Genomic DNA, 25666 nt, shown 5'->3' with positions numbered 1-25666 from the left:
GCTGATTCTTTCGTAAAATTCGCGGGGCGTTCAGCCCCACGGGGTGGTGACCCTCCGCCGTCGTCTGATTCCGGGATGAAACCCGAGACGACGACGGCGGGGGGCACCTTCCAGAACTACTCGCCGCGCGACTTCTGGATGATCTCCTCGGACACGGCCTTCGGCACCTCGGAGTAGCTGTCGAACTGCATCGAGTAGACAGCGCGTCCCTGGGTCCGGGAGCGCAGGTCGCCGATGTAGCCGAACATCTCGGACAGCGGGACGAGCGCGCGGATCACCTTGACGCCGACCGCGTCCTCCATGGCCTGGATCTGGCCACGGCGGGAGTTGAGGTCGCCGATGACGTCGCCCATGTAGTCCTCAGGCGTGCGCACCTCGACCGCCATGAGCGGCTCGAGGAGCACCGGGTTGGCGCGGCGGGCGCCTTCCTTGAAGACCTGCGAACCGGCGATCTTGAACGCCATTTCCGAGGAGTCGACGTCGTGGTAGGCACCGTCGGTGAGGATCGCCTTGACCCCCACCATCGGGTAGCCGGCCAGGATGCCGAACTGCATGGCGTCCTGGATGCCTGCATCGACCGAAGGGATGTACTCGCGCGGCACGCGGCCGCCCGTCACGGCGTTCTCGAACTCGTAGAACGTCCCCTCCGCAGTGTCGAGCGGCTCGAACGTGACCTGCACCTTCGCGAACTGGCCGGAACCGCCAGTCTGCTTCTTGTGCGTGAAGTCGACCTTCTCGACCTTCTTCTTGATCGTCTCGCGGTACGCGACCTGCGGCTTGCCCACGTTGGCCTCGACCTTGAACTCGCGGCGCATGCGGTCCACCAGGATGTCCAGGTGGAGCTCGCCCATGCCGCCGATCTCGGTCTGGCCGGTCTCCTCGTTGAGGGAGACGGTGAACGTCGGGTCCTCGGCGGAGAGCTTCTGGATGGCCGTCGAGAGCTTCTCCTGGTCGCCCTTCGTCTTCGGCTCGATCGCGACGAAGATCACGGGCTCCGGGAACGTCATCGACTCGAGGACGATCGGGTTGCTCATGTCGCAGAGCGTGTCACCCGTCGTGGTGTCCTTGAGGCCGATGACGGCGTAGATGTGGCCAGCGTGGAGCTCGTCTACCGGGTTCTCCTTGTTGGCGTGCATCTGGAAGAGCTTGCCGAGGCGCTCCTTCTTGCCCTTCGTCGAGTTCAGCACCTGCATGCCGGACGTCGCCTTGCCCGAGTACACGCGGATGAAGTTGAGCTGGCCGAAGAACGGGTGAGCCGCGATCTTGAACGCGAGGGCCGAGAACGGCTCCGTCTCGCTCGGCTTGCGGCTCAGCTCGACCGACTCGTCCTTGGGATCGTGGCCGATCATGGCCGGCACGTCGAGGGGCGAGGGGAGGTAGTCGATGACGGCGTCGAGCATCGGCTGGACGCCGCGGTTCTTGAACGCAGAACCACAGAACACCGGGTAGATCTCGGAGTTGACGGTGAGCTTGCGCACGCCCGCCTTGAGCTCCTCAACCGTGAGCTCTTCGCCCTCGAGGTACTTCTCCATGAGCTCTTCGGTCGCCTCGGCGACGGTCTCGACGAGCTGGTGGCGGTACTCCTCAGCGCGCTCCTTGAGGTCCGCGGGGACCTCCTGGATCTCATAGGCAGCACCCATGGTCACGTCGCCCTTGGCGTCGCCAGGCCACACGAGGGCCTTCATGGTGAGCAGGTCGACGACACCGACGAAGTCGTTCTCGGAACCGATCGGAAGCTGCATGACGAGCGGCTTCGCACCGAGGCGCTTCACGATCGTGTCGACCGTGAAGTAGAAGTCGGCGCCCAGCTTGTCCATCTTGTTGACGAAGCAGATGCGCGGCACGTCGTACTTGTCGGCCTGGCGCCACACCGTCTCGGACTGCGGCTCGACGCCCTCCTTGCCGTCGAACACGGCGACGGCGCCGTCGAGCACACGCAGGGAGCGCTCGACCTCAACCGTGAAGTCCACGTGACCGGGGGTGTCGATGATGTTGATCTGGTTCTGGTTCCAGAAGCAGGTAACGGCGGCGGACGTGATCGTGATGCCGCGCTCCTTCTCCTGCTCCATCCAGTCGGTCGTCGAAGCACCGTCGTGCGTCTCGCCGATCTTGTGGTTCACGCCCGTGTAGAAGAGGATCCGCTCGGTCGTGGTGGTCTTGCCGGCATCGATGTGCGCCATGATGCCGATGTTGCGGACCTTGCTGAGGTCGGTAAGCACGTCCAGTGCCACGGTGTCTCCCTATGTTTTCCCTTGTAGGCTGCGCGTTCGCCGCCGGCCCTCGTGGGGCCGGCGGCGAACCAGGCATTTACCAGCGGTAGTGGGCGAAGGCCTTGTTCGACTCGGCCATCTTGTGCGTGTCCTCGCGGCGCTTGACTGCGGCACCGAGACCGTTCGACGCGTCCAGGAGCTCGTTCTGGAGGCGCTCGGTCATGGTCTTCTCGCGACGGGCCTTGGAGTAGCCCACGAGCCAGCGCAGGGCGAGCGCCGTCGCACGGCCCGGCTTGACCTCGACCGGAACCTGGTACGTCGCGCCACCCACGCGGCGGGACTTGACCTCGAGGGTCGGACGGACATTGTCCATCGCCTTCTTCAGGGTCGCGACCGGATCGCCGCCGGTCTTCTGGCGGGCACCCTCGAGGGCGCCGTAGACGATGCGCTCGGCCGTGGACTTCTTGCCGTCCACGAGGACCTTGTTGATGAGCTGCGTGACGAGCGGCGAGCCGTAGACCGGGTCGACGACGAGCGGGCGCTTCGGGGCGGGACCCTTGCGAGGCATTACTTCTTCTCCTTCTTCGCGCCGTAGCGGCTGCGGGCCTGCTGACGGTTCTTGACGCCCTGCGTATCGAGCGCACCGCGGACGATCTTGTAGCGCACGCCCGGGAGGTCCTTCACGCGGCCGCCGCGAACGAGCACGATCGAGTGCTCCTGCAGGTTGTGGCCGACGCCGGGGATGTAGGCCGTGACCTCGACGCCGCCGTTGAGGCGGACACGCGCCACCTTGCGGAGGGCCGAGTTCGGCTTCTTCGGGGTGGTCGTGTACACGCGGGTGCACACGCCACGGCGCATCGGGCTGCCCTTGAGGGCAGGAGCCTTGGTCTTGGAGACCTTCGGCGTGCGGCCCTTGCGGACCAACTGCTGAATAGTAGGCACTTTCGTGTTCTCCGTACTTCGTTGAACTTCGCCCGGGCAGGCTCAAGCGAATAGTGGCCTGCCTCAACGAGCATTGACGGTCGATTCACACTCGCTGCGGTTCGACCGTAGGCGTGCGAAAGCGTGGCATTTGTTGCGCACCAACCCCGCAACCCGGAAACAGGCTTCCTCCGCGCGTAGACACGGCGGCCATCATCCTCTGCCACACAGAAACAATCGTAGAAATCTTAGCACGCGCGGGAGGCCGGGCCCTAACCGGGCAGCCACTGCCCACGGAAAGCCAGCGCGGCCGGCACCCCCGAGGGGATGCCGGCCGCGCTGGTTCGCTACGTCGTCGTCCGTCGCTCGAGGAGCAGCGGACTCAGGACTCGGGTCAGCGGTAGTCGCCGCCGCCGAGGTCGTAGTCGTCGAGCGGAATCGCGTGGAACTCCTGAACGCCGTCGCCGTTCAGCGGATCGTACGCGAAGTCGCTGAACGCGCTCGGACCGGTGAAGAGCGTCGCCTTGGCTTCCTCGGTCGGCTCGACCGAGACCTCGGTGTAACGGGGCAGACCCGTTCCGGCCGGGATGAGCTTGCCGATGATGACGTTCTCCTTGAGCCCGAGCAGAGGGTCGCTCTTCGCCTCCATGGCCGCCTGCGTCAGGACGCGGGTCGTCTCCTGGAAGGACGCGGCCGAGAGCCAGGACTCCGTGGCGAGCGACGCCTTGGTGATGCCCATGAGCTCCGGACGGCCAGACGCCGGCTTCTTGCCCTCGGACACCACACGGCGGTTCTCGTCGCGGTAGCGACGGGACTCGGCGAGCTCGCCCGGCAGCAGATCCGTGTCGCCGGACTCGATGACCGTGACGCGGCGCAGCATCTGCCGGACGATGACCTCCACGTGCTTGTCGTGGATGCCGATGCCCTGCGAGCGGTAGACGCCCTGGACCTCGTCGACAAGGAACTTCTGCGCCTCGCGCGGGCCCTGGATGCGCAGGACCTGCTTCGGGTCCACCGGGCCGTTGACGAGCTTCTGCCCGACCTCGACGCGCTGGCCTTCCTCGACGAGCAGACGCGCACGGCGGGAGACCGGGTAGGCGATCTCCTCGCTGCCGTCGTCCGGGGTGAGGACGATGCGCAGCTGCTTCTCCGTGTCCTCGATCGAGACGCGGCCCGCGGCCTCGGAGATCGGGGCGACACCCTTCGGGGTGCGGGCCTCGAAGAGCTCCTGGATACGGGGCAGACCCTGCGTGATGTCCTCGCTGCCGGACGCCGAGACAGCGCCACCGGTGTGGAACGTACGCATCGTGAGCTGCGTGCCGGGCTCGCCGATCGACTGCGCGGCGATGATGCCGACAGCCTCGCCGATGTCCACGAGCTTGCCGCTCGCGAGCGAACGGCCGTAGCACTTCGCGCACGTGCCGACGGCGGACTCGCACGTCAGCACGGAGCGGACGCGGATCTCGGTGATGCCGGACTCGATGAGGCGGTCGATGAGCACGTCGCCCAGGTCCGCGCCCGCCGGGGCGAGCACGTTGCCCTCGGAGTCGAGGGTGTCGACGGCGAGCGTACGGGTGTACACCGTGTTCTCGACGTTCTCGTCACGGACGAGCTCGCCGTTGTGGTCCGGCGTCGCGATCGTGACCATGAGGCCGCGCTCGGTGCCGCAGTCCTCTTCACGGACGATGACGTCCTGCGACACGTCCACGAGACGACGCGTGAGGTAGCCCGAGTTCGCCGTACGGAGAGCCGTGTCGGCGAGACCCTTTCGCGCACCGTGGGTGGCGATGAAGTACTCGAGCACCGACAGGCCCTCGCGGTACGAGGACTTGATCGGGCGCGGGATGATCTCGCCCTTCGGGTTGGCCACGAGGCCGCGGATGCCGGCGATCTGACGGACCTGCATCCAGTTGCCTCGGGCGCCCGAGGAGACCATGCGGTTGATGGTGTTCATCTTCGGCATGGACTCACGCATGACGCCGGCGATCTCGTTGGTCGCCTTGTCCCAGATCTCGATGAGCTCGGAGCGGCGCTCCTCGTCGTCGATGAGACCCTTGTCGTACTGGCTCTGGATCTTCGCCGCACGGTCCTCGTAACCAGCGAGGATGGCCGGCTTCGCCTCGGGCACCGCGATGTCCGAGATGGCCACCGTGACGCCCGAACGGGTCGCCCAGTGGAAGCCTGCATCCTTGAGGTTGTCGAGGGTCGCCGCGACGACGACCTTCGGGTAGCGCTCGGCAAGATCGTTGACGATCTGCGAGAGCTTGCCCTTGTCGGCGACGGACTCGACCCACGGGTAGTCCGCGGGAAGGGTCTCGTTGAAGATCACCTGTCCGAGCGACGTCTCGACGAGCGCGGGCTCGCCGGGCTCCCAACCCTCAGGGGCAGGGCGCTCTGCCGACGGGACAAAGCCCTCGAGACGGATCCTCACCTGCGCGTTGAGGTGCAGCTCACGGTTGTCGTAGGCCATGATCGCCTCGGAAACCGACGAGAACACGCGGCCCTCGCCGGCTGCCGCCTCACGCTTGGTGGTGAGGTGGTACAGGCCGATGATCATGTCCTGCGACGGAAGGGTGACAGGACGGCCGTCAGACGGCTTCAGGATGTTGTTCGAGGACAGCATCAGGATGCGGGCCTCGGCCTGGGCCTCCGGGCTCAGCGGAAGGTGCACAGCCATCTGGTCGCCGTCGAAGTCGGCGTTGAAGGCCGCACACACGAGCGGGTGGAGCTGGATGGCCTTGCCCTCGACGAGCTGCGGCTCGAACGCCTGGATGCCGAGGCGGTGGAGCGTAGGTGCGCGGTTGAGCAGCACCGGGTGCTCCGTGATGATCTCCTCGAGCACGTCCCAGACCTGCGGCCGGTAGCGCTCGACCATCCGCTTGGCGCTCTTGATGTTCTGCGCGTGGTTGAGGTCCACGAGCCGCTTCATGACGAACGGCTTGAAGAGCTCGAGCGCCATCTGCTTCGGGAGCCCGCACTGGTGCAGCTTGAGCTGCGGACCGACGACGATGACCGAACGGCCCGAGTAGTCGACGCGCTTGCCGAGCAGGTTCTGGCGGAACCGGCCCTGCTTGCCCTTGAGCATGTCTGAGAGCGACTTGAGCGGACGGTTGCCGGGGCCCGTGACCGGGCGGCCACGACGGCCGTTGTCGAACAGCGAGTCGACCGCTTCCTGGAGCATGCGCTTCTCGTTGTTCACGATGATCTCGGGTGCGCCGAGGTCGAGGAGCCGCTTCAGGCGGTTGTTGCGGTTGATCACGCGGCGGTACAGGTCGTTCAGGTCGGAGGTCGCGAAGCGGCCACCGTCGAGCTGGACCATCGGGCGCAGCTCCGGCGGGATCACCGGGACGGCGTCGAGGACCATGCCCTGCGGCTTGTTGTCCGTCGTGAGGAACGCGCTGACGACTTTGAGGCGCTTGAGCGCCCGGGTCTTCCGCTGGCCCTTGCCGTTCTGGATGATCTCGCGAAGCACATCGGCCTCGGCCTCGAGGTCGAACGACTCGAGCCGCTTCTGGATCGCCTCGGCGCCCATCGAGCCCTCGAAGTACATGCCGTACCGGTCGCGCAGCTCGCGGTAGAGCGCCTCGTCGCCCTCGAGGTCGGCGACCTTGAGGTTCTTGAAGCGGTCCCACACTGCCTCGAGACGCTCGATGTCGGCGTCCGCACGCTTGCGGATGCTGGCCATCGTCTTGTCGGCGGAGTCGCGGGCCTTCTTCTTGTCCGCGGCCTTCGCGCCCTCGGCCTCGAGGCGGGCAAGCTCCTCCTCGAGGTCGCGGGCGACGGCGGCGATGTCGGAATCGCGCGCATCGACGAGCTGCTTCTTCTCGAGGTCGTGCTCGGCCTGGAGGTTCGGCAGCTGGTCGTGGCGGCGCTCTTCGTCGACGCTCGTGATCATGTACGCGGCGAAGTAGATGACCTTCTCGAGGTCCTTCGGGGCGAGGTCGAGCAGGTAGCCAAGACGCGACGGGACGCCCTTGAAGTACCAGATGTGGGTCACGGGAGCGGCGAGCTCGATGTGGCCCATGCGCTCACGGCGCACCTTGGCACGCGTGACCTCGACGCCACAGCGCTCGCAGATGATGCCCTTGAAGCGCACGCGCTTGTACTTGCCGCAGTAGCACTCCCAGTCGCGGGACGGGCCGAAGATCTTCTCGCAGAAGAGGCCGTCCTTCTCAGGCTTGAGCGTGCGGTAGTTGATGGTTTCCGGCTTCTTGACCTCGCCGTGCGACCAGTTGCGGATGTCTTCCGCAGTGGCGAGGCCGATCTGCATGAGGCCGAAGGAGGATTCGCTGGACAATATGGTCCCTGTTCTCTCGTTCTAAGTCGTTCGTCTGCCGATGCCTGAAGGACTAGACCTCTTCGACCGAGCTGGGCTCGTCGCGGGAGAGGTCGATGCCCAGTTCCTCCGCAGCGGTGAATACCGCGTCGTCGGTGTCGCGCATCTCGATCGTCTGGCCGTCGGCGGAGAGGACCTCCACGTTCAGGCACAGGGACTGCATTTCCTTGATGAGGACCTTGAAGGACTCGGGGACGCCCGGCTCGGGGATGTTCTCGCCCTTGACGATGGCCTCGTAGACCTTCACGCGTCCATGGATGTCGTCGGACTTGATCGTGAGGAGCTCCTGGAGGGTGTACGCCGCGCCATAGGCCTCGAGCGCCCACACCTCCATCTCGCCGAAGCGCTGGCCGCCGAACTGCGCCTTACCACCGAGCGGCTGCTGGGTGATCATCGAGTACGGGCCGGTCGAGCGAGCGTGGATCTTGTCGTCGACGAGGTGGTGGAGCTTCAGGATGTACATGTAGCCCACGGAGATCGGGTCCGGGAACGGCTCGCCGGAGCGGCCGTCGAACAGACGGGCCTTGCCGGAGGAGTCGATGAGCCGGTCGCCGTCGCGCGTGACGTTCGTCGAATCGAGCAGACCCGAGATCTCCTCTTCCCGCGCGCCGTCGAACACCGGCGTCGCGAGCTTCTGGTTCGGGCCGGTCTCCCGGGGGAGCTTCGGCAGGTTCTGGACCCACTCCGGCTCGCCCTCGATCTTCCAGCCGGTCTTCGCGACCCAGCCGAGGTGAGTCTCGAGGACCTGGCCGACGTTCATGCGGCCAGGCACGCCGAGCGGGTTGAGGACGACGTCGACGGGGGTTCCGTCGGCGAGGAACGGCATGTCCTCGATCGGGAGGATCTTGGAGATGACACCCTTGTTGCCGTGACGGCCGGCGAGCTTGTCGCCGTCCGTGATCTTGCGCTTGGCGGCCACGTAGACGCGGACGAGCTGGTTGACGCCCGGGGGCAGCTCGTCGTCGTTGTCGCGGTCGAAGACGCGCACGCCGATGACGGTGCCCGACTCGCCGTGGGGCACCTTGAGGGACGTGTCGCGGACCTCGCGGGACTTCTCGCCGAAGATCGCGCGGAGCAGGCGCTCCTCGGGGGTCAGCTCGGTCTCGCCCTTCGGGGTGACCTTGCCGACGAGGATGTCGCCGGCCTCGACCTCTGCGCCGATGTGGATGATGCCGCGCTCGTCCAGCTGCGCGAGGACCTCCTCCGAGACATTCGGGATGTCACGGGTGATCTCCTCGGCGCCGAGCTTCGTGTCGCGGGCATCGATCTCGTGCTCCTCGATGTGGATCGAGGAGAGAACGTCCTCGGCCACGAGTCGCTGCGAGAGGATGATGGCGTCCTCGAAGTTGTGGCCCTCCCACGACATGAACGCGACGAGGAGGTTGCGGCCGAGCGCGAGCTCGCCCTGGTCCGTTGCCGGGCCGTCGGCGATGATGCCGCCGCGCTCGAGACGGTCGCCCTCGTTGACGAGCACGCGGTGGTTGTAGCAGTTGCCCTGGTTCGAGCGGTCGAACTTGCCGATGCGGTAGTTCGTCTCGGTGCCGTCGTCGTTGAGGACGACGACGAGGTCCGCCGACACCTCGCTCACGACGCCCGCCTTCGCGGCCACCACGACGTCGCCCGCGTCGACCGCGGCCGAACGCTCCATGCCGGTGCCGACGAACGGCGCCTCGGAACGGACGAGCGGCACGGCCTGACGCTGCATGTTGGCGCCCATGAGGGCACGGTTCGCGTCGTCGTGCTCGAGGAACGGGATGAGGGCCGTCGCGACCGACACCATCTGGCGCGGGGAGACGTCCATGAACTCGACCTCGTCGGCCGGGATCAGGACGGGCTCGCCGCCGCCGCCGCGCTGACGGACGAGGACCATCTCCTCGGAGAAGCTGCCGTCCTCGTTCAGCGGCGAGTTCGCCTGGGCGATCTGGACCTCGGCCTCGTCGTCGGCCGTGAGGTACTCGACCTCGTCGGAGACGACCCCGTTGGCCACCTTGCGGTAAGGGGTCTCGATGAAGCCGAACGGGTTGATGCGGCCGTAGGAGGCCAGCGAGCCGATGAGGCCGATGTTCGGGCCTTCAGGGGTCTCGATGGGGCACATGCGGCCGTAGTGCGACGGGTGGACGTCACGGACCTCCATGCCGGCACGGTCACGGGAGAGGCCGCCCGGGCCGAGCGCCGAGAGGCGGCGCTTGTGGGTGAGGCCCGAGAGCGGGTTGTTCTGGTCCATGAACTGCGAGAGCTGGGAGGTTCCGAAGAACTCCTTGATCGCAGCGACGACCGGGCGGATGTTGATGAGGGTCTGAGGCGTGATCGCCTCGACGTCCTGCGTCGTCATGCGCTCGCGCACGACGCGCTCCATGCGGGAGAGGCCCGTGCGGACCTGGTTCTCGATGAGCTCGCCGACGGCGCGGATGCGGCGGTTGCCGAAGTGGTCGATGTCGTCGACCTCGACGCGGACGTCGGTCGGCTGGCCGTCGCGGACACCCGCGATGGTCTTCTGACCGGCGTGGAGCGCAACCAGGAACTTGATCATCGCGACGATGTCCTCGATGTGGAGGACGGACGCTTCGCGGTCGGAGAGCGGGCGGTCGACGCCGAGCTTCCGGTTGATCTTGTAGCGGCCGACCTTCGCGAGGTCGTAGCGCTTGGGGTTGAAGTAGAGGTTGTCGAGCAGCGACTGCGCAGCCTCGACCGTCGGCGGCTCGCCCGGGCGGAGCTTCCGGTAGATGTCCAGGAGAGCATCCTCCCTGGTCTCCGTCGTGTCCTTCTCGAGCGTCGCGCGCATCGAGTCGTACTCGCCGAACTCCTCGAGGATCTGGCCCTCGGACCAGCCGAGCGCCTTGAGCAGGACGGTCACCGACTGCTTGCGCTTGCGGTCGAGGCGGACGCCGACCTGGTCGCGCTTGTCGATCTCGAGCTCGAACCAGGCACCGCGCGACGGGATGATCTTCGCGGTGAAGATGTCCTTGTCGCTCGTCTTGTCGGCGGAGCGCTCGAAGTAGGCACCCGGGGAGCGGACGAGCTGCGAGACCACGACGCGCTCGGTGCCGTTGACGACGAACGTGCCCTTCTCGGTCATGAGCGGGAAGTCGCCCATGAACACGGTCTGCTGCTTGATCTCGCCCGTGTTGTTGTTCATGAACTCGGCCTTGACGTACAGCGGGGCAGAGTAGGTGGCGTCGCGCTCCTTGCACTCCTCCATCGTGTACTTCGGGTCCGCGAACTCAGGGTCGGAGAAGCTCAGGGACATCGTGCCCTGGAAGTCTTCGATCGGGGAGATTTCCTCGAAGATGTCGGCGAGGCCGGACGTCGTCGCGACGCTCGCGTCCACTTCTTCCGCGGCCTTGGCCACGCGGGCCTGCCAGCGCTCGTTGCCGACGAGCCAGTCAAAGGACTCGGTCTGGAGTGCCAGCAGGTTGGGGACGTCGAGGGGCTCGTGGATCTTAGCGAATGAGAGCCGGTTGCGTGCGCCGTCCGTGTTAGCGGTTTGGTTGTCAGAGGTGCTCGAGGCGACCAAGAGGGATCCTTCCACAGACCTTCAGGATTGTCCGCACCCTCCCCCAACCGTGCAGCTGCCCAGCAACTCTTCTGTTAGATGGGACGGCCGCCCACGAGCCCACCGCTATATGAAGGCTGGAGGTCAGAAAGGGAGAACGCAAAGATCTAGCATAGCCGCTGAGAGCGCGCGTGTCTAGCGCACATCTCGGGCCCGGTCAAGTGCCCCCTGACGGGGCCTCGGAAGGATCCTGCCGCACACACTGTACACCCGCTCCTGTCACCCGCTCCCGCCAGGCGCGCCGTCGGTCCATCGGCGGTAGCCTGAAGTCAGCGCGGTCCGCTGAACCCAGCGCGGCCGCGGCCACGCCCTCTCCGGCTCCCGGAGCAGGCACGACGACGTGACAGGAGATGCCATGAGCAGCGGTACCGACGATGTGGTCATCCTTTCTGCGGCACGCACCCCGTTCGGAAGGCTCAACGGGCAGCTCGTGGGGCTCACCGCCGTCGACCTCGGCGCGCACGCTATCACGGCTGCGCTCGCCAGGAGCGGGGTCGGGCCCGAGGCGGTCGACGCCGTCATCATGGGCCAGGTCCTCCAGGCCGGGGCCGGCCAGAACCCCGCCCGCCAGAGTGCCATCGCCGCGGGAATCGGCTGGAACGTGCCGTGCGTGACCATCAACAAGGTGTGCCTCTCGGGCCTCACCGCGGTGATCGACGCCGCCCGCATGATCCGCGCGGACGACGCGACGGTCGTCGTCGCCGGCGGCCAGGAGTCCATGAGCCGCGCCCCGCACGTGCTGCCGGGCTCACGGCAGGGCTGGACGTACGGAACGGTCGCCGCGCTCGACGTCGCGGCGCACGACGGCCTGACCGATGCGTTCGACGGGCAGTCGATGGGCCTCTCGACCGAGAGCCACAACCTCACGCTCGGCATCGACCGCCACGCGCAGGACGAGGTCGCTGCCGCGTCCCACCAGCGTGCCGCCGCCGCCCAGGAGTCGGGCGTGTTCGACGACGAGATCGCACCCCTCGAGGTCAAGCAGCGCAAGGGGGCGCCGCTCCGGCTCGCCTCGGACGAGGGAGTCCGGCCGGCCACGACCGTCGAGACGCTCGCGCCCCTCAAGCCCGCCTTCGCGTCGGACGGCACCATCACCGCCGGCAACTCCTCGCCGCTCTCGGACGGCGCCGCGGCCCTCGTCGTGACGAGCCGTGCCTACGCGGAGGAGCACGGTCTCCCCTGGCTCGCCGTCGTCGGCAAGCCCGGCCAGGTCGCAGGGCCCGACAACTCGCTCCACTCGCAGCCCGCCAACGCGATCACGAACGCGCTCTCCCGGGCCGGCTGGACCACAGAGGACCTCGACTTCATCGAGATCAACGAGGCCTTCGGTTCCGTTGCCGTGCAGTCCCTCAAGGAACTCAAGTACCCGCTCGAGAAGACGAATATCCACGGCGGCGCGATCGCGCTCGGGCACCCCATCGGTGCCTCCGGCGCGCGCCTCGCCGGGCACGCTGCCCTCGAACTCTCGCGCCGGGGCGAGGGCCGGGCTGCGGTCTCCCTGTGCGGCGGCGGTGGGCAGGGCGAAGCGCTCCTGCTCTACCGGGACTGAGACGCGATGAGCGGCCACGACCGCTTCGTGGACGACGCCGCGGCGCGCGGCCTGAAAGTCGAGTACGCCGATCGCGGACGGGCCAAGAGCCTCGAGGAGGCCGCGGCGAACCTGGGGATCGAGCCGCGGGAGATCGTGAAGACGCTCGTCGTCCGGCACCCGGACGGAAGCTTCCTCTTCGCGCTCATCCCCGGGGATCGCCAGATCTCGTGGCCCAAGCTGCGCCAGCTCCTCGGCGTGAACCGGCTCTCGATGCCGTCCGCCGACGTCGCCCTTGAGGCGACCGGGTACGAGCGAGGGACTATCACGCCCGTCGGGTCGACGACGGCGTGGCCGGTCTTCGCCGACGGGACGATCGCCGGACGGATCTCGATGGGAGCGGGCGAGCACGGCCTCAGCGCGTTCGTCGACGCCAGCGAGCTATTCCGCTCGCTGGATGCGACGGTCGCGGACATCAGCGAACCGCTCTGAGCGCTGAACGGGAAAGGCCCCCGGTTCCAGAACGGAACCGGGGGCCTTGGTCGCGCCCCCCGGCAAGAGCCGGGGAGGCGAAGGCAGGCAGAGAGCCTACTTGAGGGTGACGGTGGCGCCGGCGGCCTCGAGGACCTCCTTGGCCTTCTCCGCAGTCTCCTTGTTGGCGCCCTCGAGGACGGCCTTCGGAGCGGCGTCGACGAGGTCCTTGGCCTCCTTGAGGCCGAGCGACGTCAGGCTGCGCACCTCCTTGATGACCGCGATCTTCTTGTCGCCAGCAGCCTCGAGGATGACGTCGAAGGAGTCCTTCTCCTCCTCAGCAGCAGCCTCGGCACCGCCGCCGGCGGGGCCGGCAACGGCCACGGCAGCAGCGGTGACCTCGAAGACCTCCTCGAACTTCTTCACGAACTCGGAGAGCTCGATGATGGTGAGCTCCTTGAAGGCCTCAATCAGCTCGTCCTGGGTGAGCTTCGCCATGGTTGGCGTCCTTTCATTCTGGGGCGCGGCCGGGGCAGTCCCTCAGCGCGCCGAGTGTCTGGGTTGGGAAGAGATCAGTTCTCTTCGGCAGCCTCGGCGGGGGCCGAGTCAGAAGCGGCCTCGGCAGCTTCTGCGGGGGCCTCGGAGGCCGGAGCTTCGGAAGCAGCGGCCGGAGCGCCGCCCTCTTCCTCGAGCTTGATGCGCAGGGCGTCGAGGACGCGCGCGACGGCGGACATGGGCGCCTTGAGCACGCCTGCAACCCTTGCGAGCTGCAGTTCGCGGGACTCCAGGGCGGCCAGGGCGGCCACCTCGTTCGCGTCGAGCGCCTTGCCCTCGAAGTAGCCGGTCTTGATGACCAGCTGCTTGTTGTCCTTGGCAAAGTCGGTCAGGCTCTTGGCGGCCGCAACGGCGTCACCCTTGATGAACGCGATCGCAGTCGGTCCGGCAAGCTGGCCGTCGAATGCTTCGACGCCGGCCTCCTTCGCGGCGATGGCGGTCAGGGAGTTCTTCACGACCGAGAACTTGCTGTCCTGGCCGAGCGCACGACGCAGCTTCTTGAGCTGGGCGACGGAGAGCCCACGGTATTCGGTCAGGACTGCTGCCGTCGACTCTTGGAAATCCTTGGTGATCTCCTCGACAGCTGACACCTTGGCAGGCGTTGCCATAACCCTCCTTCCGGGGAAACTAGGCCGATACTCGGTCCCGAAACGACGAACGCCCCGCGCAGATGCACGGGGCGTGGAGGGCCGGCCGGGCGTGAACCCATACCGGAGCTTTCGCTCGTTCACCTGCGCAGGCCGCCCCTGTTCGGGGACCTTAGGCTGGCTGACGAGGGCAAATGCCCACGACAATCAGCGACCGGCGGTCTTTGGTCCTTCAAGACTACGGGACGGCGCGGAAAGCGCCAAATCGCGTCCCCGGCGTCAACCCCCGAGGAGCTCTGTCAGGGCCCTCCGTCGGGCATCCTCGACCGCGGCGGCGAGATTCCGGATGAGCAGGACAAGCCAGCCGAGCACGATGCCCGCAAGGAACATCTCCATGGCCGTCATGTTGTAGTAGCCGAGCGGGTACCAGAGGACGACGGCCAGCACGGCGCCCCCGAGCATCACGAACCCTGTCACCTGGAACGTCCGGCTCACGCCCGGCAGCCACCACGGCAGCCCGACGACGAGGACCACGAAGGCGCCCGACATCGACGTCGCGAGCGCATTGTGGGCCGGCATGTAGACGTCAACGGGCACGAGCCCGGTTCCGGCGAGCAGGAGGCCCATCAGCACGAGGCACACGAAGATGGGGCCGGTCCGGACGTCGCTCTCGCCGAGCGGCTCCCGGTGGCCCCGCCTGCCGCGTCGTCTCCCACCCTCCGGGAGGCTCGCGAGCCTGTCCGCCCGGTACGCCCCGAGTGCCTGGATGTCACGCGTCACGTACTCCGCGAGCATCGTGATGACGATCCCGCCCGTCACGAGCGTCACGTTGAACGTCCAGGCAACGCCGCTGTTCGCCGCGCCCAGCGCACTGAAGTTGATCGCCCACCAGTTGGGGTTCTTCGTCGTGACCATCGAGGTGAGCACCCCGGCGGCCAGGTATGTTGCAAGCAGGTTGGAGAGCAGGTAGCTGTTCATCCGGGCGCCGGACTGGTAGGTCGCGTAGGCGGACAGGCCACCCACGATCGCTGTCTCGATGGCACCGGCGAAGGGGTCGAACGTGAGGTCGCCGAAGGCCTGCTGGAAGATGCGGAACCCCGCCCAGGCAGCCATGAAGGCGATCGCCCCGTGGACCACGGCGAGGGCCAGCAGCCCGAGGTAGCGTCGCCACGCGGGCCGCTCAGTGAGCCAGTGGTGCTGAGGATGGTCGAACGTGTGGCGGTACGCCAGCGGCAGCACGATCACCGCGACAGCGCCGGCCACGACGCCGGCAAGATCACCCACGCTGTGGTCCCCCGAGAGCGAGGGACGCCGGCCTGCGAACGCGATGAGGGCGGCGACGAAGCTGACGACGACAGCGAGGCCCGCCATCTGCACGGCGCGGGCCTCGGTCCGCACCGCCGACGTCGGCGGGAAGGGGAGGCTCGGCCTGACCTCACGGATCACACCGGCCCCGTGCACCTGCTGGACCTCCTGCTGCCCAGGCGCCGGGTCGACCGCTTCAGCCGAGCGCGGATCGGGGGTCATGCGAGCCTCCTGTACCACTCGCCGTCGTACCCCGCGGGGCGGAAGCCCAACGCCTCGTTGATGGCGAGCATGGGCCGATTCTCCTCCGCGTTGAACGTGATGACCTTCCGAGCCGTCGGGAAGCGCTCCCGGTAGGCCTTCAGATTCGCCAGCTTGATGAGCATCCCGAGCCGATGCCCCCGGTGCTCGGGCACCACGAGCGTGTCGTCCTGGTCGGCCACGTCCTCCTTGCCGGACCTGATCCACAGTGACGTGTACGCGACGAGCTCGCCGCTCGCGCGATGCCTTGCAACGGCGTACAGCGGGAGCGTGTTGGCGTCCAAGAGCTGGGCCTCGAGCGAAGCGACGCGGTCCGCGTCCCACTCCGCCGCCTCGTAGCGATCCACGCCGTAGGGCACATCCGTCGACATCCGGCCCAGGAGCACGGCCATCTCTGCCCGGTACTCGACCGGCACGCCCTCCCACACGAGCACCTCGTACTCGGCCGCCGCCGCAGAGGCCACCGCTTCGAGCGCCGGCCAGCCGCCGTCGTACCCGCCGAGGACGAGCTCGCTGTAGCGCTCCACCTGGCTCAGCTCATAGCCCGCTGCGCTCGCGAACGCCACGGCGCGCGAATCGGCAGGCAGGGCACCGTAGCCCGTGGAAGGGACGACGGCGTCCGGCGCCTCCTCGTCGTAGCCCACGGGGTGCTCGGTGAACGAATTGAGGATCGTGCGGCTGTAGCGGGCCGCCTCCTCGGTCGCGGCGTCGAGGAGCAGCCGACCAATCCCCCGGCCGGTGAAATCGTCGAGGACCTCGGCGCGGACCATCGCGCGGTCGCGGTCCTCCTTGAGCGACATCTGGCACCACCCACGGCCCACCATCCGCTCGCCGTCGCGCACGAAGAAGAGGGACGTCAGCTCGTACCGCGTGTCCCGCCAGACTCCGAGCCGGAAGGCCGGGGGCGAACAGCGGTCGCCGTTGCCCCAGATCTGCCGCTCGATCGCATCCGTCAGATCCGAGAACTCCCGGAACTCCGCAGCATCCGCGTCAAGGATCGAGGCGGGCAGACGCAGACGCTGCACCCGATATTGGGAGCTCATGGGGCAAGTTTCACAAACCCTGCCACAAAAGCACAACGCCCCTCGCCGCGGGTCGCGGAGAGGGGCGCTGTACAGGCTTGATTCGAGGCTCAGCCTTCGAGGACGACGCGGGTCGCGTTCGGGTCGACCGGCACACCGGGGCCGAACGTGGTGGCCACGGTCGCCTTCTCGATGTAGCGGCCCTTCGAAGCCGACGGCTTGAGGCGAAGCACTTCCTCCAGGGCGGCCGCGTAGTTCTCGGCCAGCTGACGGGCATCGAACGAGGTCTTGCCGATGATGAAGTGCAGGTTCGAGTGCTTGTCGACACGGAAGTCGATCTTGCCGCCCTTGATGTCCGTGACGGCCTTCGCGACATCCGGGGTCACCGTGCCGGTCTTCGGGTTCGGCATCAGGTTGCGGGGGCCGAGGATCTTGCCCAGGCGGCCGACCTTGCCCATGAGCTCCGGCGTCGCCACTGCGGCGTCGAAGTCAGTCCAACCGCCCTGGATGCGCTCGATGAGGTCGTCGGAACCGACGACGTCGGCGCCAGCAGCCTCAGCGGCCGCGGCCTTGTCGCCCGTCGCGAAGACCACGACGCGGGCCGTCTTGCCGGTGCCGTGCGGCAGGTTGACAGTGCCGCGGACCATCTGGTCCGCCTTGCGGGGGTCGACGCCGAGGCGGAAAGCCACCTCGACGGTCGCGTCCGTCTTCGAAGGGTTGATCTCCTTCGCGAGGGCGATTCCCTCGGCCGGCGCGTAGACCTTGCCGGCCTCGATCTTTGCCGCCGCTGCTTCGTATGCTTTGCTGCGCTTTGCCATGCTGCTCTCTGTCTCCTTGTGCAGTTGTGGTCTCAGTGGGCCGCGCTCGGCCCTGCCACGGACGACGGCGGGACTCGCCGTGCGTCTTTGTATTTGGTTCTCGGGTTGCTGGCCTCAGCCGTCAGCCCTGGTTGCGGTTCCTCAGCCCTCGACGGTGCTCCATTTTCGAGGGCTTCCGGGACTTACTTCAGGCAGGCTCCGAAAGGCGTGTTGGCCTCCGCCCCTACCCTCCGTGCGTTCCTCAGCCCTCGACGGTGCTCCATTTTCGAGGGCTTCCGGGACTTACTTCAGGCAGGCTCCTCGTACCTCGGACCCTACCCTCCGTGCGTTCCTCAGCCCTCGACGGTGATACCCATCGAACGGGCCGTACCCGCGATGATCTTCTTCGCGGCCTCGACGTCGTTCGCGTTGAGGTCCTCGAGCTTGGTCTTGGCGATCTCCTCGACCTGGGCGTCGGTGAGCTTCGCGACCTTCACCGTGTGCGGCGTCGCGGAGCCCTTGGGAACGCCCGCAGCCTTCTTGATGAGCTCGGCGGCCGGCGGCGTCTTGGTGATGAACGTGAAGGAGCGGTCTTCGTAGACCGTGATCTCCACGGGGATGACGTTGCCACGCTGGGACTCCGTCGCGGCGTTGTACGCCTTGCAGAATTCCATGATGTTGACACCGTGCTGACCGAGCGCAGGACCGATCGGCGGGGCCGGGTTGGCGGCGCCTGCCTGGATCTGCAGCTTGATGAGGCCGGTGACCTTCTTCTTGGGAGCCATGAGGATCCTTCTCTTTCATTGCTTCCTGGACAGCAGGAGCGCCGCTCAGGTGGTGACTGCCCTGGCCAGACAGTCGGCCGCCCCGGGGCCGGCAAAGCCGACCGGACCCGGGGCGAAGTCTTCAGTTCTAGGTCAGATCTTGGAGACCTGGTTGAACGCGAGGGTGACGGGAGTCTCGCGCTCGAAGATCGAGACCAGCACGACGAGCGTCTGCGACTCGGGCTTGATCTCGGAGATCGTGGCAGGAAGGGTCTCGAACGGGCCTTCCTTGACGATGACGGATTCGCCGACCTCGAAGTCGACGGTGACCGGAGCGCTCGGCTGGCGCCCGCCGCCCCTGCCAGAAGCCTTCGCCTCGGCCTGCTGTTCCTGCTCGAACACCGGAGCCAGCATCGTGAAGACCTCGTCGAGCCGCAGCGGGACCGGGTTGTGGGCGTTGCCCACGAAGCCGGTCACACCCGGGGTGTGCCGGACGGCGCCCCACGAGGCGTCGGTGAGGTCCATGCGGACCAGGACGTAGCCGGGGATTCGGACGCGCTTGACGACCTTGCGCTGCGCGTTCTTGATCTCGACGACTTCCTCCATCGGGACCTGGATCTCGTAGATGAAATCCTCCATGTCCAGAGTCTGGACACGCGTCTCGAGATTCGCCTTCACGCGGTTCTCGTAGCCAGCGTAGGAGTGGATCACGTACCAGTCGCCGGGCTGACGGCGGAGCTTGGCCTTGAAGTCCTCGGCGGCCTTGGCCGCGGCCTCGGCCGGATCCACCGGCTCCTCGGCACCTGCCTCAGTGTCGGCCTCGCTCGGCGCAGCCTCGCCCTCACCGGCCTCGCCCTCACCGGCGTCGCCCTCGCCCGGCTCAGCCTCGGCGACGGGCTCAGCCTCGGCAACGGGCTCAGCTGCGGTGGCGCCGTCGTCCGTGGAGTCGGCAGCGTCTTCCTCTGCCGAGGAGTCGTCGTCGAACGCGAGATCGACGTCGGACGCCGAAGGCGCCGCCACGGGCACCGGGGCAGCGTCGCTGAAGACCGCGGCCTCGGGGGCCTGGGCCTCGCGCTCGGTCTCGCTCTCGTGCTCAGACACTTAGTCTCCTGCTCTCCTCTTGCGACTTAAATGCAAATCCGCACACCACGCCATCGGACCCCTTCCGATCCGGACATGGTCTGCGGAGACCGCTCGCCTACTGGCTCTGCGACGACCCTGTGAAGACCCAGCCGACACCGAGTCCGAGGAGGAAGTCGAGAATGAAGACGATGACCATCATGACCACCACGAACGCCAGCACCACGAACGTCATGTTCAGGAGCTCCTGCCGGGTCGGCGTGACCACCTTGCGGAGCTCGCCCACAACCTGACGGAAGAAGAGCGCGATGCGGCCGAAGAAGCCGAGCTTCTTCGTCTGCTTGGCTGGGCGGCCCTGAGAGCTGCTCGCAGCTGTTTCGGTCACCTGTTCCTCGCTCATCCTGGATGCCCGCGGGATCCCCGCCGACGGTTCGTTGGTGCTGGAACGCCCCGGGGCTACCGGGACACGCCATGCGCAGGGCAGACAGGACTCGAACCTGCAACCTGCGGTTTTGGAGACCGCTGCGCTACCAATTGCGCCACTACCCTTCGGTCAGAAAACCGAATCTCCACCTTACCAAGGATCCGACGCCGACTGGCCGCGCCGCCCCAGGAGCGTCCGTACCGGGGCACGGCCGACCAGCGGGTTGTTTCTGATACCGGTGGTCCAGTCTACGCACATTCGGGTTCCGCGTCGAACCGGAGCCCTCAGTGCAGCCCTGACCACCTAGAGTAGAGGGGCGGGGTTGCCCTCGCCCTCGCCAGATCCAGACCCATGTCACGCCCCCGAAAGTCAGGAAGAGCCCATGACCTCCGCCCGTGTGTCCCAGCGCATCGGATCGATCGCCGAATCCGCGACCTTGGCCGTCGATGCGAAGGCGAAGGCGCTCAAGGCGGCCGGGAGGCCTGTGATCGGATTCGGTGCCGGCGAGCCTGACTTCCCGACTCCGGATTACATCGTCGAGGCGGCGATTGAGGCAGCGCGCCAGCCCCGCTTCCATCGCTACTCGCCCGCTGGCGGTCTCCCGGAGCTCAAGCAGGCGATCGCCGAGAAGACGCTGCGCGATTCGGGCTACGAGGCCTCCCCGTCCCAGGTCCTCGTGACGAACGGCGGCAAGCAGGCCGTCTACAACACGTTCGCGACGCTCCTCGATCCCGGCGACGAGGTCCTGCTCCCCACCCCTTACTGGACCACGTATCCCGAGGCCATCCGGCTTGCCGGCGGCGTGCCCGTCGAGGTCTTCGCGGGACCTGAGCAGGGGTACCTCGTGACGGTCGACCAGCTCGAGGCCGCGCTCACCGAACGCACCAAGGTCCTCCTGTTCGTCTCGCCGTCCAACCCCACGGGTGCCGTCTACGAGCCCGCGCAGGTCAAGGAGATCGGCGAGTGGGCTGCGTCCAAGGGCCTCTGGGTCATCACCGACGAGATCTACGAGCACCTCACCTACGACGGCGTCCCCTTCACGTCGATCGCGACGGCGGCGCCCGCCCTCGGCGACAAGGTCGTCATCCTCAACGGTGTGGCCAAGACCTACGCCATGACGGGATGGCGCGTCGGCTGGATGATCGGGCCGGCCGACGTCATCAAGGCCGCCACGAATCTGCAGTCGCACGCGACGTCGAACGTCTCCAACGTGTCCCAGATGGCAGCCCTTGCGGCGGTCTCGGGGCCGCTCGACGCAGTCGAGGAGATGAAGGTCGCGTTCGACCGCCGCCGTCGGGCCATGGTCGAAAGGCTCTCGTCCATCCCGGGCGTCAACTGCCCCACTCCCCACGGCGCCTTCTACGCCTACCCCGACGTGCGTGGGCTGCTCGGCAAGGAGATCGCGGGGGTCCGCCCGACGACGTCCGGCCAGCTGGCCGCGCTCATCCTCGACAAGGTCGAGGTAGCGATCGTTCCCGGCGAGGCTTTCGGCCCGAGCGGCTTCGTGCGCCTCTCGTACGCGCTCGGGGACGACGACCTCGCCGAGGGCGTCGGCCGGATCCAGGAGTTCCTCGGCACCGCGCACTGACTCGGAGAGCATCGCGAACGGGCAGAGACCGGGGCCGTGCCGCGGACTTCCGATCGGCTACCAGATGCGGCGGTCCGCGGCCCAGCGGCTCAGCTCGTGCCGGTTCGTGAGCTGGAGCTTGCGCAGCACGGCCGAGACATGCGTCTCGACCGTCTTGACTGAGATGAACAGCTCCTTCGCGACTTCCTTGTACGAATAGCCGCGGGCGATGAGCCGCATGACCTCGAGCTCGCGGGCCGAGAGCCTGTCGAGCTCGTCGTCGGCCACGGCCGAGGTGCCGAACGCGTCGAGGACGAAGCCGGCGAGGCGCGGGGAGAAGACCGCGTCGCCCTCCGCGACCCTGAGCACAGCGTCGGTGATCTCGGGCCCCGAGGCGGTCTTCGTGACGTAGCCTCGGGCGCCCGCCCGGATCACGGACACGACGTCCTCTGCCGCATCCGAGACGCTCAAGGCCAGGAAGCGGACCTGCGGGATGAGCGCGCTGGACCGAGTGAGCACCTCGCGGCCTCCCCCGCCGAGACCGCCGGGCAGGTGGACGTCGAGAAGCACCACCTGCGGGCGGAGCTGGTCGATGACCGCTACGGCGTCCTCCACCGTCCCGGCCTCCCCCACGACGCGGACACGGCCGTCGAGGTCTGCCTTGAGCCCCGAACGGAAAATGGTGTGGTCGTCGACGATGACGACCGTGACCGGCTCGCTCATGGTTCCTCCGTTCCCACGCCCGCCAGATGCAGGCGCACCTCCGTCCCCCCAGTCCCGGACACGATCGTCGCCTCACCCCCATGCCGTCGCATGCGCCCCACGATCGATTCGCGCACACCCAGGCGATCGCTCGGCACCTCGTCCAGGTCGAAGCCCGGGCCACGGTCCTTGACGAACACGTCGATGGCTTCCGCGCCCGCCTCGGCATAGACCGACACAGGCCCGCCGCCGTGCCGAGCGGCGTTGAGCATCGCTTCGCGCGCCGCCTGCAGGAGCGCCTCACGCGGCTCGCGGTGGTCGCCGTCGAGCGGTGCGTCCCCGACGCAGACGACGTCGACGGGGTGCCCCTGCGCGTCCTCGACCTCGGCGGCGAGGGCCCTGAGCCGATCCGTGAAGGTGCCCCCGCCCTTCCTCGCATCCCGGTAGAGCCATTCGCGCAGTTCGCGCTCCTGCGCCCGGGCGAGGCGGGTCACGTCGGCTTCGCTCCCGGCCCGACGCTGGATGAGTGCGAGCGTCTGGAGGACGGAATCGTGCAGATGGGCCGCGATCTCGGCCCGCTCCTCCTCGCGGACGCGCGCCGCGCGCTCGGCTGCGAGGTCGCGCCAGAACTTGAGGCCCCACGGGAGGAGCACGAGCGCAACCCCGGCGAGCACCGCGAGCGAGGCGACGAGGGCGAGGCCCAGGACGTTCCACTGGCTGCCCGAGACCGCGAGCGCGACGCCCGCCACCACGAGCGCAAGCCCCGCGCCGAGGCGGAGCCCGCCGTTCCAACGGCCAGCCCCGGCCCCGCGGACGAGCTGCTCACGCCGCGAATCGTCGAGCTGCATCCATGCGAGGGCGGCTCCGCCGAGGATCGCCGCGAGCGGGACGATGAACCCGAGCGGGATGTCGAAGCCGAGCATGCGGCTGCCGAGCCCGAGGGCCGCGAGGAGCAGGACGGCGCCGAGCAGCATCTCGCGCGCATGCCCTGCGAGCCGCCGCGCCCGGCGCACCTGCGCTGGCGAAGCGGGCTCCGCCGCTGTCGGCGGCATCACAGGTCGGCTCACTGCAGGAGCTATGGGCGACGCCGGTCGGCGCGCCCCACGCCTGGCCGCTTCGGCGGTCGTGGGCACCATGATCCACAGCCACGCGTAGAACACGATTCCGGCCCCTCCGAGGAGCGATGCGAGGACCATGACCCACCGGACGACGTCGACCCGCACCCCGAGATGCCGCGCGAGGCCGGAGCAGACGCCCGCGACGAACCTGTCCTCGCCGCGCACGAGCGGCGGACGGATCTGAGCGGTGTCCATGTCACCAATCCAAGCACGATCGTGACCGCTCAGGGCTAGTGAATCGGGGATCCCGGGGGCGAATCAGGGTGCTTTCAGGGGTTCACCCCATGGGGAGCGACCCGGCCCGCAGGAAGGATGGACGCATGAGCACGGAACAGACTCCTGGGGGGCCCAACGCTCCCCGCCCCGAGCAGTCCAGGGGGCAGCATCCCGGCCGAGCCGGGTCAGACTTCTTCGGTTGGATCCGCCGGCTCCGCATCACCCGCGGGCCGGACCGGTGGGCGGGCGGAGTCGCAAGCGGCCTAGCGCACCGGTGGGGCATTGACCCCGTCGTGGTCCGTGGCCTCTTCATCGTGGCCGCGATCTTCCTCGGCATCGGCGTGCTCGCCTACGGCGTCCTATGGCTGCTGCTGCCCGAGCCGGACGGCCGCATCCACTGCCAGGAGGCGATGCGCGGACGGTGGACGGCGGGGATGACCGGCGGCCTCATCGCAACTGTCCTTGGACTCGGGGGCGCCCGGGCCGGCTTCTCGTTCGGCGACATGCACGGTGCCGAACCCTTCTGGGGAGTCTTCTGGGTGGGGGTTGCGGCCCTCGCAATCTTCAGCATCTCGCGTTCCCGGCGCCGCCGACGCAGCGGATGGTACGGCTACGGCCCGGGTGGGCGCCCCCAGTCCAGCGGAGCCGATGCACAGGGAGAACCTGCCTACAGCGGACCGTACGCGAAGGGGCCCTACGCGAGCGCCCCTTACACGGGCACTCCCCACGTCGGAGACCCCTACGGCCGCACGTACGAGCGCCCCCAGACTGCCCCCACGACCCCGACGCCGGCTCGCGTCCCCCGGAGAGGACCGGGCGGCCCGTTCACGGCCGTCGTCCTGGGCGTGGCTGTGCTCGTCTCGGGCGGACTGCTCGCACTGCAGCTCGCCGGGGTCGCTGTCGTCGACGCGAGCACCGGCGCGTTGTGGGCGATCGGCGCCGCGATCCTCGGCCTGGGCATCGTCGTCGCGGGCCTTCGCGGCCGCTCTGGCGGCATCCTCTCATTCCTCGCGGTCGTCGCCCTCGCCGTGGCGGCCATGACCCAGCCGGCGTATGAGCTGAGCCGATCGCGCAACGCCTCGAACCTCACCCCCGCCAGCGTCCAGCAGGCCGAGTCCGGGTACCGAGTGAGGGCGGCCTCCGGGCAGCTCGACCTGAGCGCCCTCGACACGTCCGGGCCCCTCGCATCGAATGCGACAGTCCCCGTCGACGCGACGATGAGCCAGCTGCAGATCCGCATCCCGAAGAACGTGCCCGTGCGGGTCGAGGCTGACGCGACCATGAGCAACGTCCAGTTCGGCGACAGGTCGATCGCCGGTTTCGGGACCACCGGCTCCGAGACCTACAACGCGGGGCGCCCTGGCGGGACCCTCGTGGTGACGGTGCACGCGACCATGAGCAACGTCGACATCGAGCAGGAGCAGTGAGATGAGCACCAACGAGATCGGACAGCGGGGGAACAGGCAGGGCCCGAGAGTGGGCACGATCGTGTGGGGAGCAGTGGTGGTCGTCATCGCGGGGCTGCTTGTCTCAAGCCGCCTCGGCTGGTTCACCGTCGACCCCGGCCTGGCAGCGGTGGCGCTGCTCATCCTCGCGGGCCTCGGCCTGGTGGTCGGCGGTGGGCTCGCTGCAGCCCGGAGCCGTCGGGCGGTCGACGGCGGGCAGGCCCCCGCGGACGGACCCGAAGCACAGCGCCCGAGCCCCTACGCGACCCACCCCGGCGAGGAGCCCGGCAATTACGGGACGGACGGCTCTTACGACGCCGACCGGCCCGCGCAAGACTGAATACAACACTGAACTCTTGAGCCACCAAGCGCCCTCATCACACCACTTCGCACCCTAGGAGCCACCATGGACTCGTTCTTCAACGCCATCCGATCCACCGGCCTGAGCCGGAGCCCCCGCCGCCTCCTCGGCGGCGTCCTGGGCGGCCTCGCCGACAGGCTCAACGTCGACGTCATGTTCGTGCGGATCATCTTCATCGTCGTGTGCTTCCTTCCGGGACCGGCCGTCCTCGCCTACTTCATCGCATGGGCGCTCCTCCCGGATCCGAACGGGTCGATCATCCTCGAGCGGCTTGTCGGCGGCGGAGGCCGCGGAGCGGTGCGGGGACCCGGCGACCGGCCGGGCGGGCCGATGTCCTGAGCCAGCAGGATCGGCCCGGCCAGCACGATCTGCAGGCGCAGGGGACGACGGCGGCAGGCAGCCGCCGTCGTCCCCTGTGGTGTGCATCACGGAAGCCGCGCGGC

The 25666-nt window shown here is 67.9% G+C and carries 21 protein-coding genes and 1 tRNA gene; 6 read left to right on the top strand and 16 right to left on the bottom strand.

From position 1 onward, the window contains the following. Positions 1–116: 116 nt before the first annotated feature. The 5 genes from fusA to rpoB form a co-directional block, all read right to left on the bottom strand. Positions 117–2231, bottom strand: a complete 2115-nt coding sequence (gene fusA, locus E6A21_RS00745; RefSeq protein ID WP_138442227.1) for an elongation factor G — start codon at positions 2229–2231, stop codon at positions 117–119. Positions 2232–2307: 76 nt separating this feature from the next. Continuing rightward, positions 2308–2778, bottom strand: a complete 471-nt coding sequence (gene rpsG / locus E6A21_RS00740; RefSeq protein ID WP_043119406.1) for a 30S ribosomal protein S7 — start codon at positions 2776–2778, stop codon at positions 2308–2310. Next, positions 2778–3152, bottom strand: a complete 375-nt coding sequence (rpsL, locus tag E6A21_RS00735; RefSeq protein WP_043119407.1) for a 30S ribosomal protein S12 — start codon at positions 3150–3152, stop codon at positions 2778–2780. Before rpsL ends, rpsG begins: the two co-directional genes overlap by 1 nt. Positions 3153–3525: 373 nt before the next feature. Beyond that, positions 3526–7428 carry a DNA-directed RNA polymerase subunit beta' gene (locus tag E6A21_RS00730; RefSeq protein ID WP_138442225.1) on the bottom strand — a complete coding sequence of 1301 codons (3903 nt, stop codon included), beginning with the start codon at positions 7426–7428 and terminating at the stop codon, positions 3526–3528. Positions 7429–7480: 52 nt separating this feature from the next. Then, positions 7481–10981, bottom strand: a complete 3501-nt coding sequence (gene rpoB, locus E6A21_RS00725; protein WP_138442223.1) for a DNA-directed RNA polymerase subunit beta — start codon at positions 10979–10981, stop codon at positions 7481–7483. Between the two features lie 394 nt (positions 10982–11375). Here rpoB and E6A21_RS00720 point away from each other — a divergent pair, with 394 nt between their 5' ends. Both E6A21_RS00720 and E6A21_RS00715 read left to right on the top strand, forming a co-directional pair. Then, positions 11376–12569: an acetyl-CoA C-acetyltransferase gene (locus tag E6A21_RS00720; RefSeq protein ID WP_138442220.1), complete on the top strand. Its 1194-nt coding sequence runs from the start codon at positions 11376–11378 to the stop codon at positions 12567–12569. 6 nt (positions 12570–12575) lie between these two features. Next, positions 12576–13040 (top strand): aminoacyl-tRNA deacylase, encoded by a 465-nt coding sequence (locus tag E6A21_RS00715; protein ID WP_138442218.1) that lies wholly within the window; start codon positions 12576–12578, stop codon positions 13038–13040. A gap of 96 nt (positions 13041–13136) precedes the next feature. Here the strand turns inward: E6A21_RS00715 and rplL are convergent, their stop codons facing one another. From rplL to E6A21_RS00670, 9 genes are all read right to left on the bottom strand, one after another. Continuing rightward, entirely contained in the window at positions 13137–13517 is a 381-nt protein-coding gene (rplL, locus tag E6A21_RS00710) for a 50S ribosomal protein L7/L12 (RefSeq protein WP_138442216.1), read from the bottom strand. A gap of 74 nt (positions 13518–13591) precedes the next feature. Further along, complete coding sequence (gene rplJ / locus E6A21_RS00705; RefSeq protein WP_138442215.1) at positions 13592–14182, bottom strand: 50S ribosomal protein L10; 591 nt, start codon at positions 14180–14182, stop codon at positions 13592–13594. A gap of 258 nt (positions 14183–14440) precedes the next feature. Next, the gene (locus E6A21_RS00700; protein WP_138442213.1) at positions 14441–15688 is read right to left on the bottom strand and encodes a hypothetical protein; all 1248 of its coding nucleotides are present in this window, start codon (positions 15686–15688) and stop codon (positions 14441–14443) included. Beyond that, positions 15685–16770: a GNAT family protein gene (locus E6A21_RS00695; RefSeq protein WP_138442211.1), complete on the bottom strand. Its 1086-nt coding sequence runs from the start codon at positions 16768–16770 to the stop codon at positions 15685–15687. Before E6A21_RS00695 ends, E6A21_RS00700 begins: the two co-directional genes overlap by 4 nt. A gap of 89 nt (positions 16771–16859) precedes the next feature. After that, positions 16860–17567, bottom strand: coding sequence for a 50S ribosomal protein L1 (gene rplA, locus E6A21_RS00690; protein ID WP_138442209.1), 708 nt, complete (start codon positions 17565–17567; stop codon positions 16860–16862). Positions 17568–17899: 332 nt separating this feature from the next. Next, complete coding sequence (gene rplK, locus E6A21_RS00685; RefSeq protein WP_043119418.1) at positions 17900–18331, bottom strand: 50S ribosomal protein L11; 432 nt, start codon at positions 18329–18331, stop codon at positions 17900–17902. 132 nt (positions 18332–18463) lie between these two features. Then, the gene (gene nusG / locus E6A21_RS00680; protein WP_246036111.1) at positions 18464–19411 is read right to left on the bottom strand and encodes a transcription termination/antitermination protein NusG; all 948 of its coding nucleotides are present in this window, start codon (positions 19409–19411) and stop codon (positions 18464–18466) included. Between the two features lie 97 nt (positions 19412–19508). Then, positions 19509–19790 carry a preprotein translocase subunit SecE gene (gene secE / locus E6A21_RS00675; RefSeq protein ID WP_138442207.1) on the bottom strand — a complete coding sequence of 94 codons (282 nt, stop codon included), beginning with the start codon at positions 19788–19790 and terminating at the stop codon, positions 19509–19511. A gap of 76 nt (positions 19791–19866) precedes the next feature. Next, positions 19867–19939, bottom strand: a tRNA-Trp gene (locus E6A21_RS00670). A gap of 257 nt (positions 19940–20196) precedes the next feature. Here E6A21_RS00670 and E6A21_RS00665 point away from each other — a divergent pair. Then, positions 20197–21402: a pyridoxal phosphate-dependent aminotransferase gene (locus E6A21_RS00665; protein WP_138442205.1), complete on the top strand. Its 1206-nt coding sequence runs from the start codon at positions 20197–20199 to the stop codon at positions 21400–21402. A gap of 57 nt (positions 21403–21459) precedes the next feature. On the opposite strand, the gene E6A21_RS00660 is transcribed toward E6A21_RS00665, so the two are convergent. Beyond that, positions 21460–22104, bottom strand: coding sequence for a LuxR C-terminal-related transcriptional regulator (locus tag E6A21_RS00660; RefSeq protein ID WP_138442203.1), 645 nt, complete (start codon positions 22102–22104; stop codon positions 21460–21462). Continuing rightward, positions 22101–23396, bottom strand: a complete 1296-nt coding sequence (locus E6A21_RS00655) for an ATP-binding protein (RefSeq protein ID WP_138442201.1) — start codon at positions 23394–23396, stop codon at positions 22101–22103. The genes E6A21_RS00660 and E6A21_RS00655 overlap by 4 nt, the downstream gene beginning before the upstream one ends. A gap of 125 nt (positions 23397–23521) precedes the next feature. Here E6A21_RS00655 and E6A21_RS00650 point away from each other — a divergent pair, with 125 nt between their 5' ends. The 3 genes from E6A21_RS00650 to E6A21_RS00640 all read left to right on the top strand — a co-directional run bounded on the left by E6A21_RS00650 (position 23522) and on the right by E6A21_RS00640 (position 25562). Continuing rightward, positions 23522–24844: a PspC domain-containing protein gene (locus E6A21_RS00650; RefSeq protein ID WP_171041208.1), complete on the top strand. Its 1323-nt coding sequence runs from the start codon at positions 23522–23524 to the stop codon at positions 24842–24844. A gap of 1 nt (position 24845) precedes the next feature. Continuing rightward, the gene (locus E6A21_RS00645; RefSeq protein WP_138442197.1) at positions 24846–25202 is read left to right on the top strand and encodes a hypothetical protein; all 357 of its coding nucleotides are present in this window, start codon (positions 24846–24848) and stop codon (positions 25200–25202) included. 66 nt (positions 25203–25268) lie between these two features. After that, positions 25269–25562, top strand: coding sequence for a PspC domain-containing protein (locus E6A21_RS00640; protein ID WP_138442195.1), 294 nt, complete (start codon positions 25269–25271; stop codon positions 25560–25562). Positions 25563–25666 lie beyond the last annotated feature (104 nt).

The organism is Sinomonas susongensis (genome assembly GCF_005877005.1).
Taxonomy (GTDB): Bacteria; Actinomycetota; Actinomycetes; order Actinomycetales; family Micrococcaceae; genus Sinomonas; species Sinomonas susongensis.
This window is presented reverse-complemented; position numbering and strand designations above follow the sequence as displayed.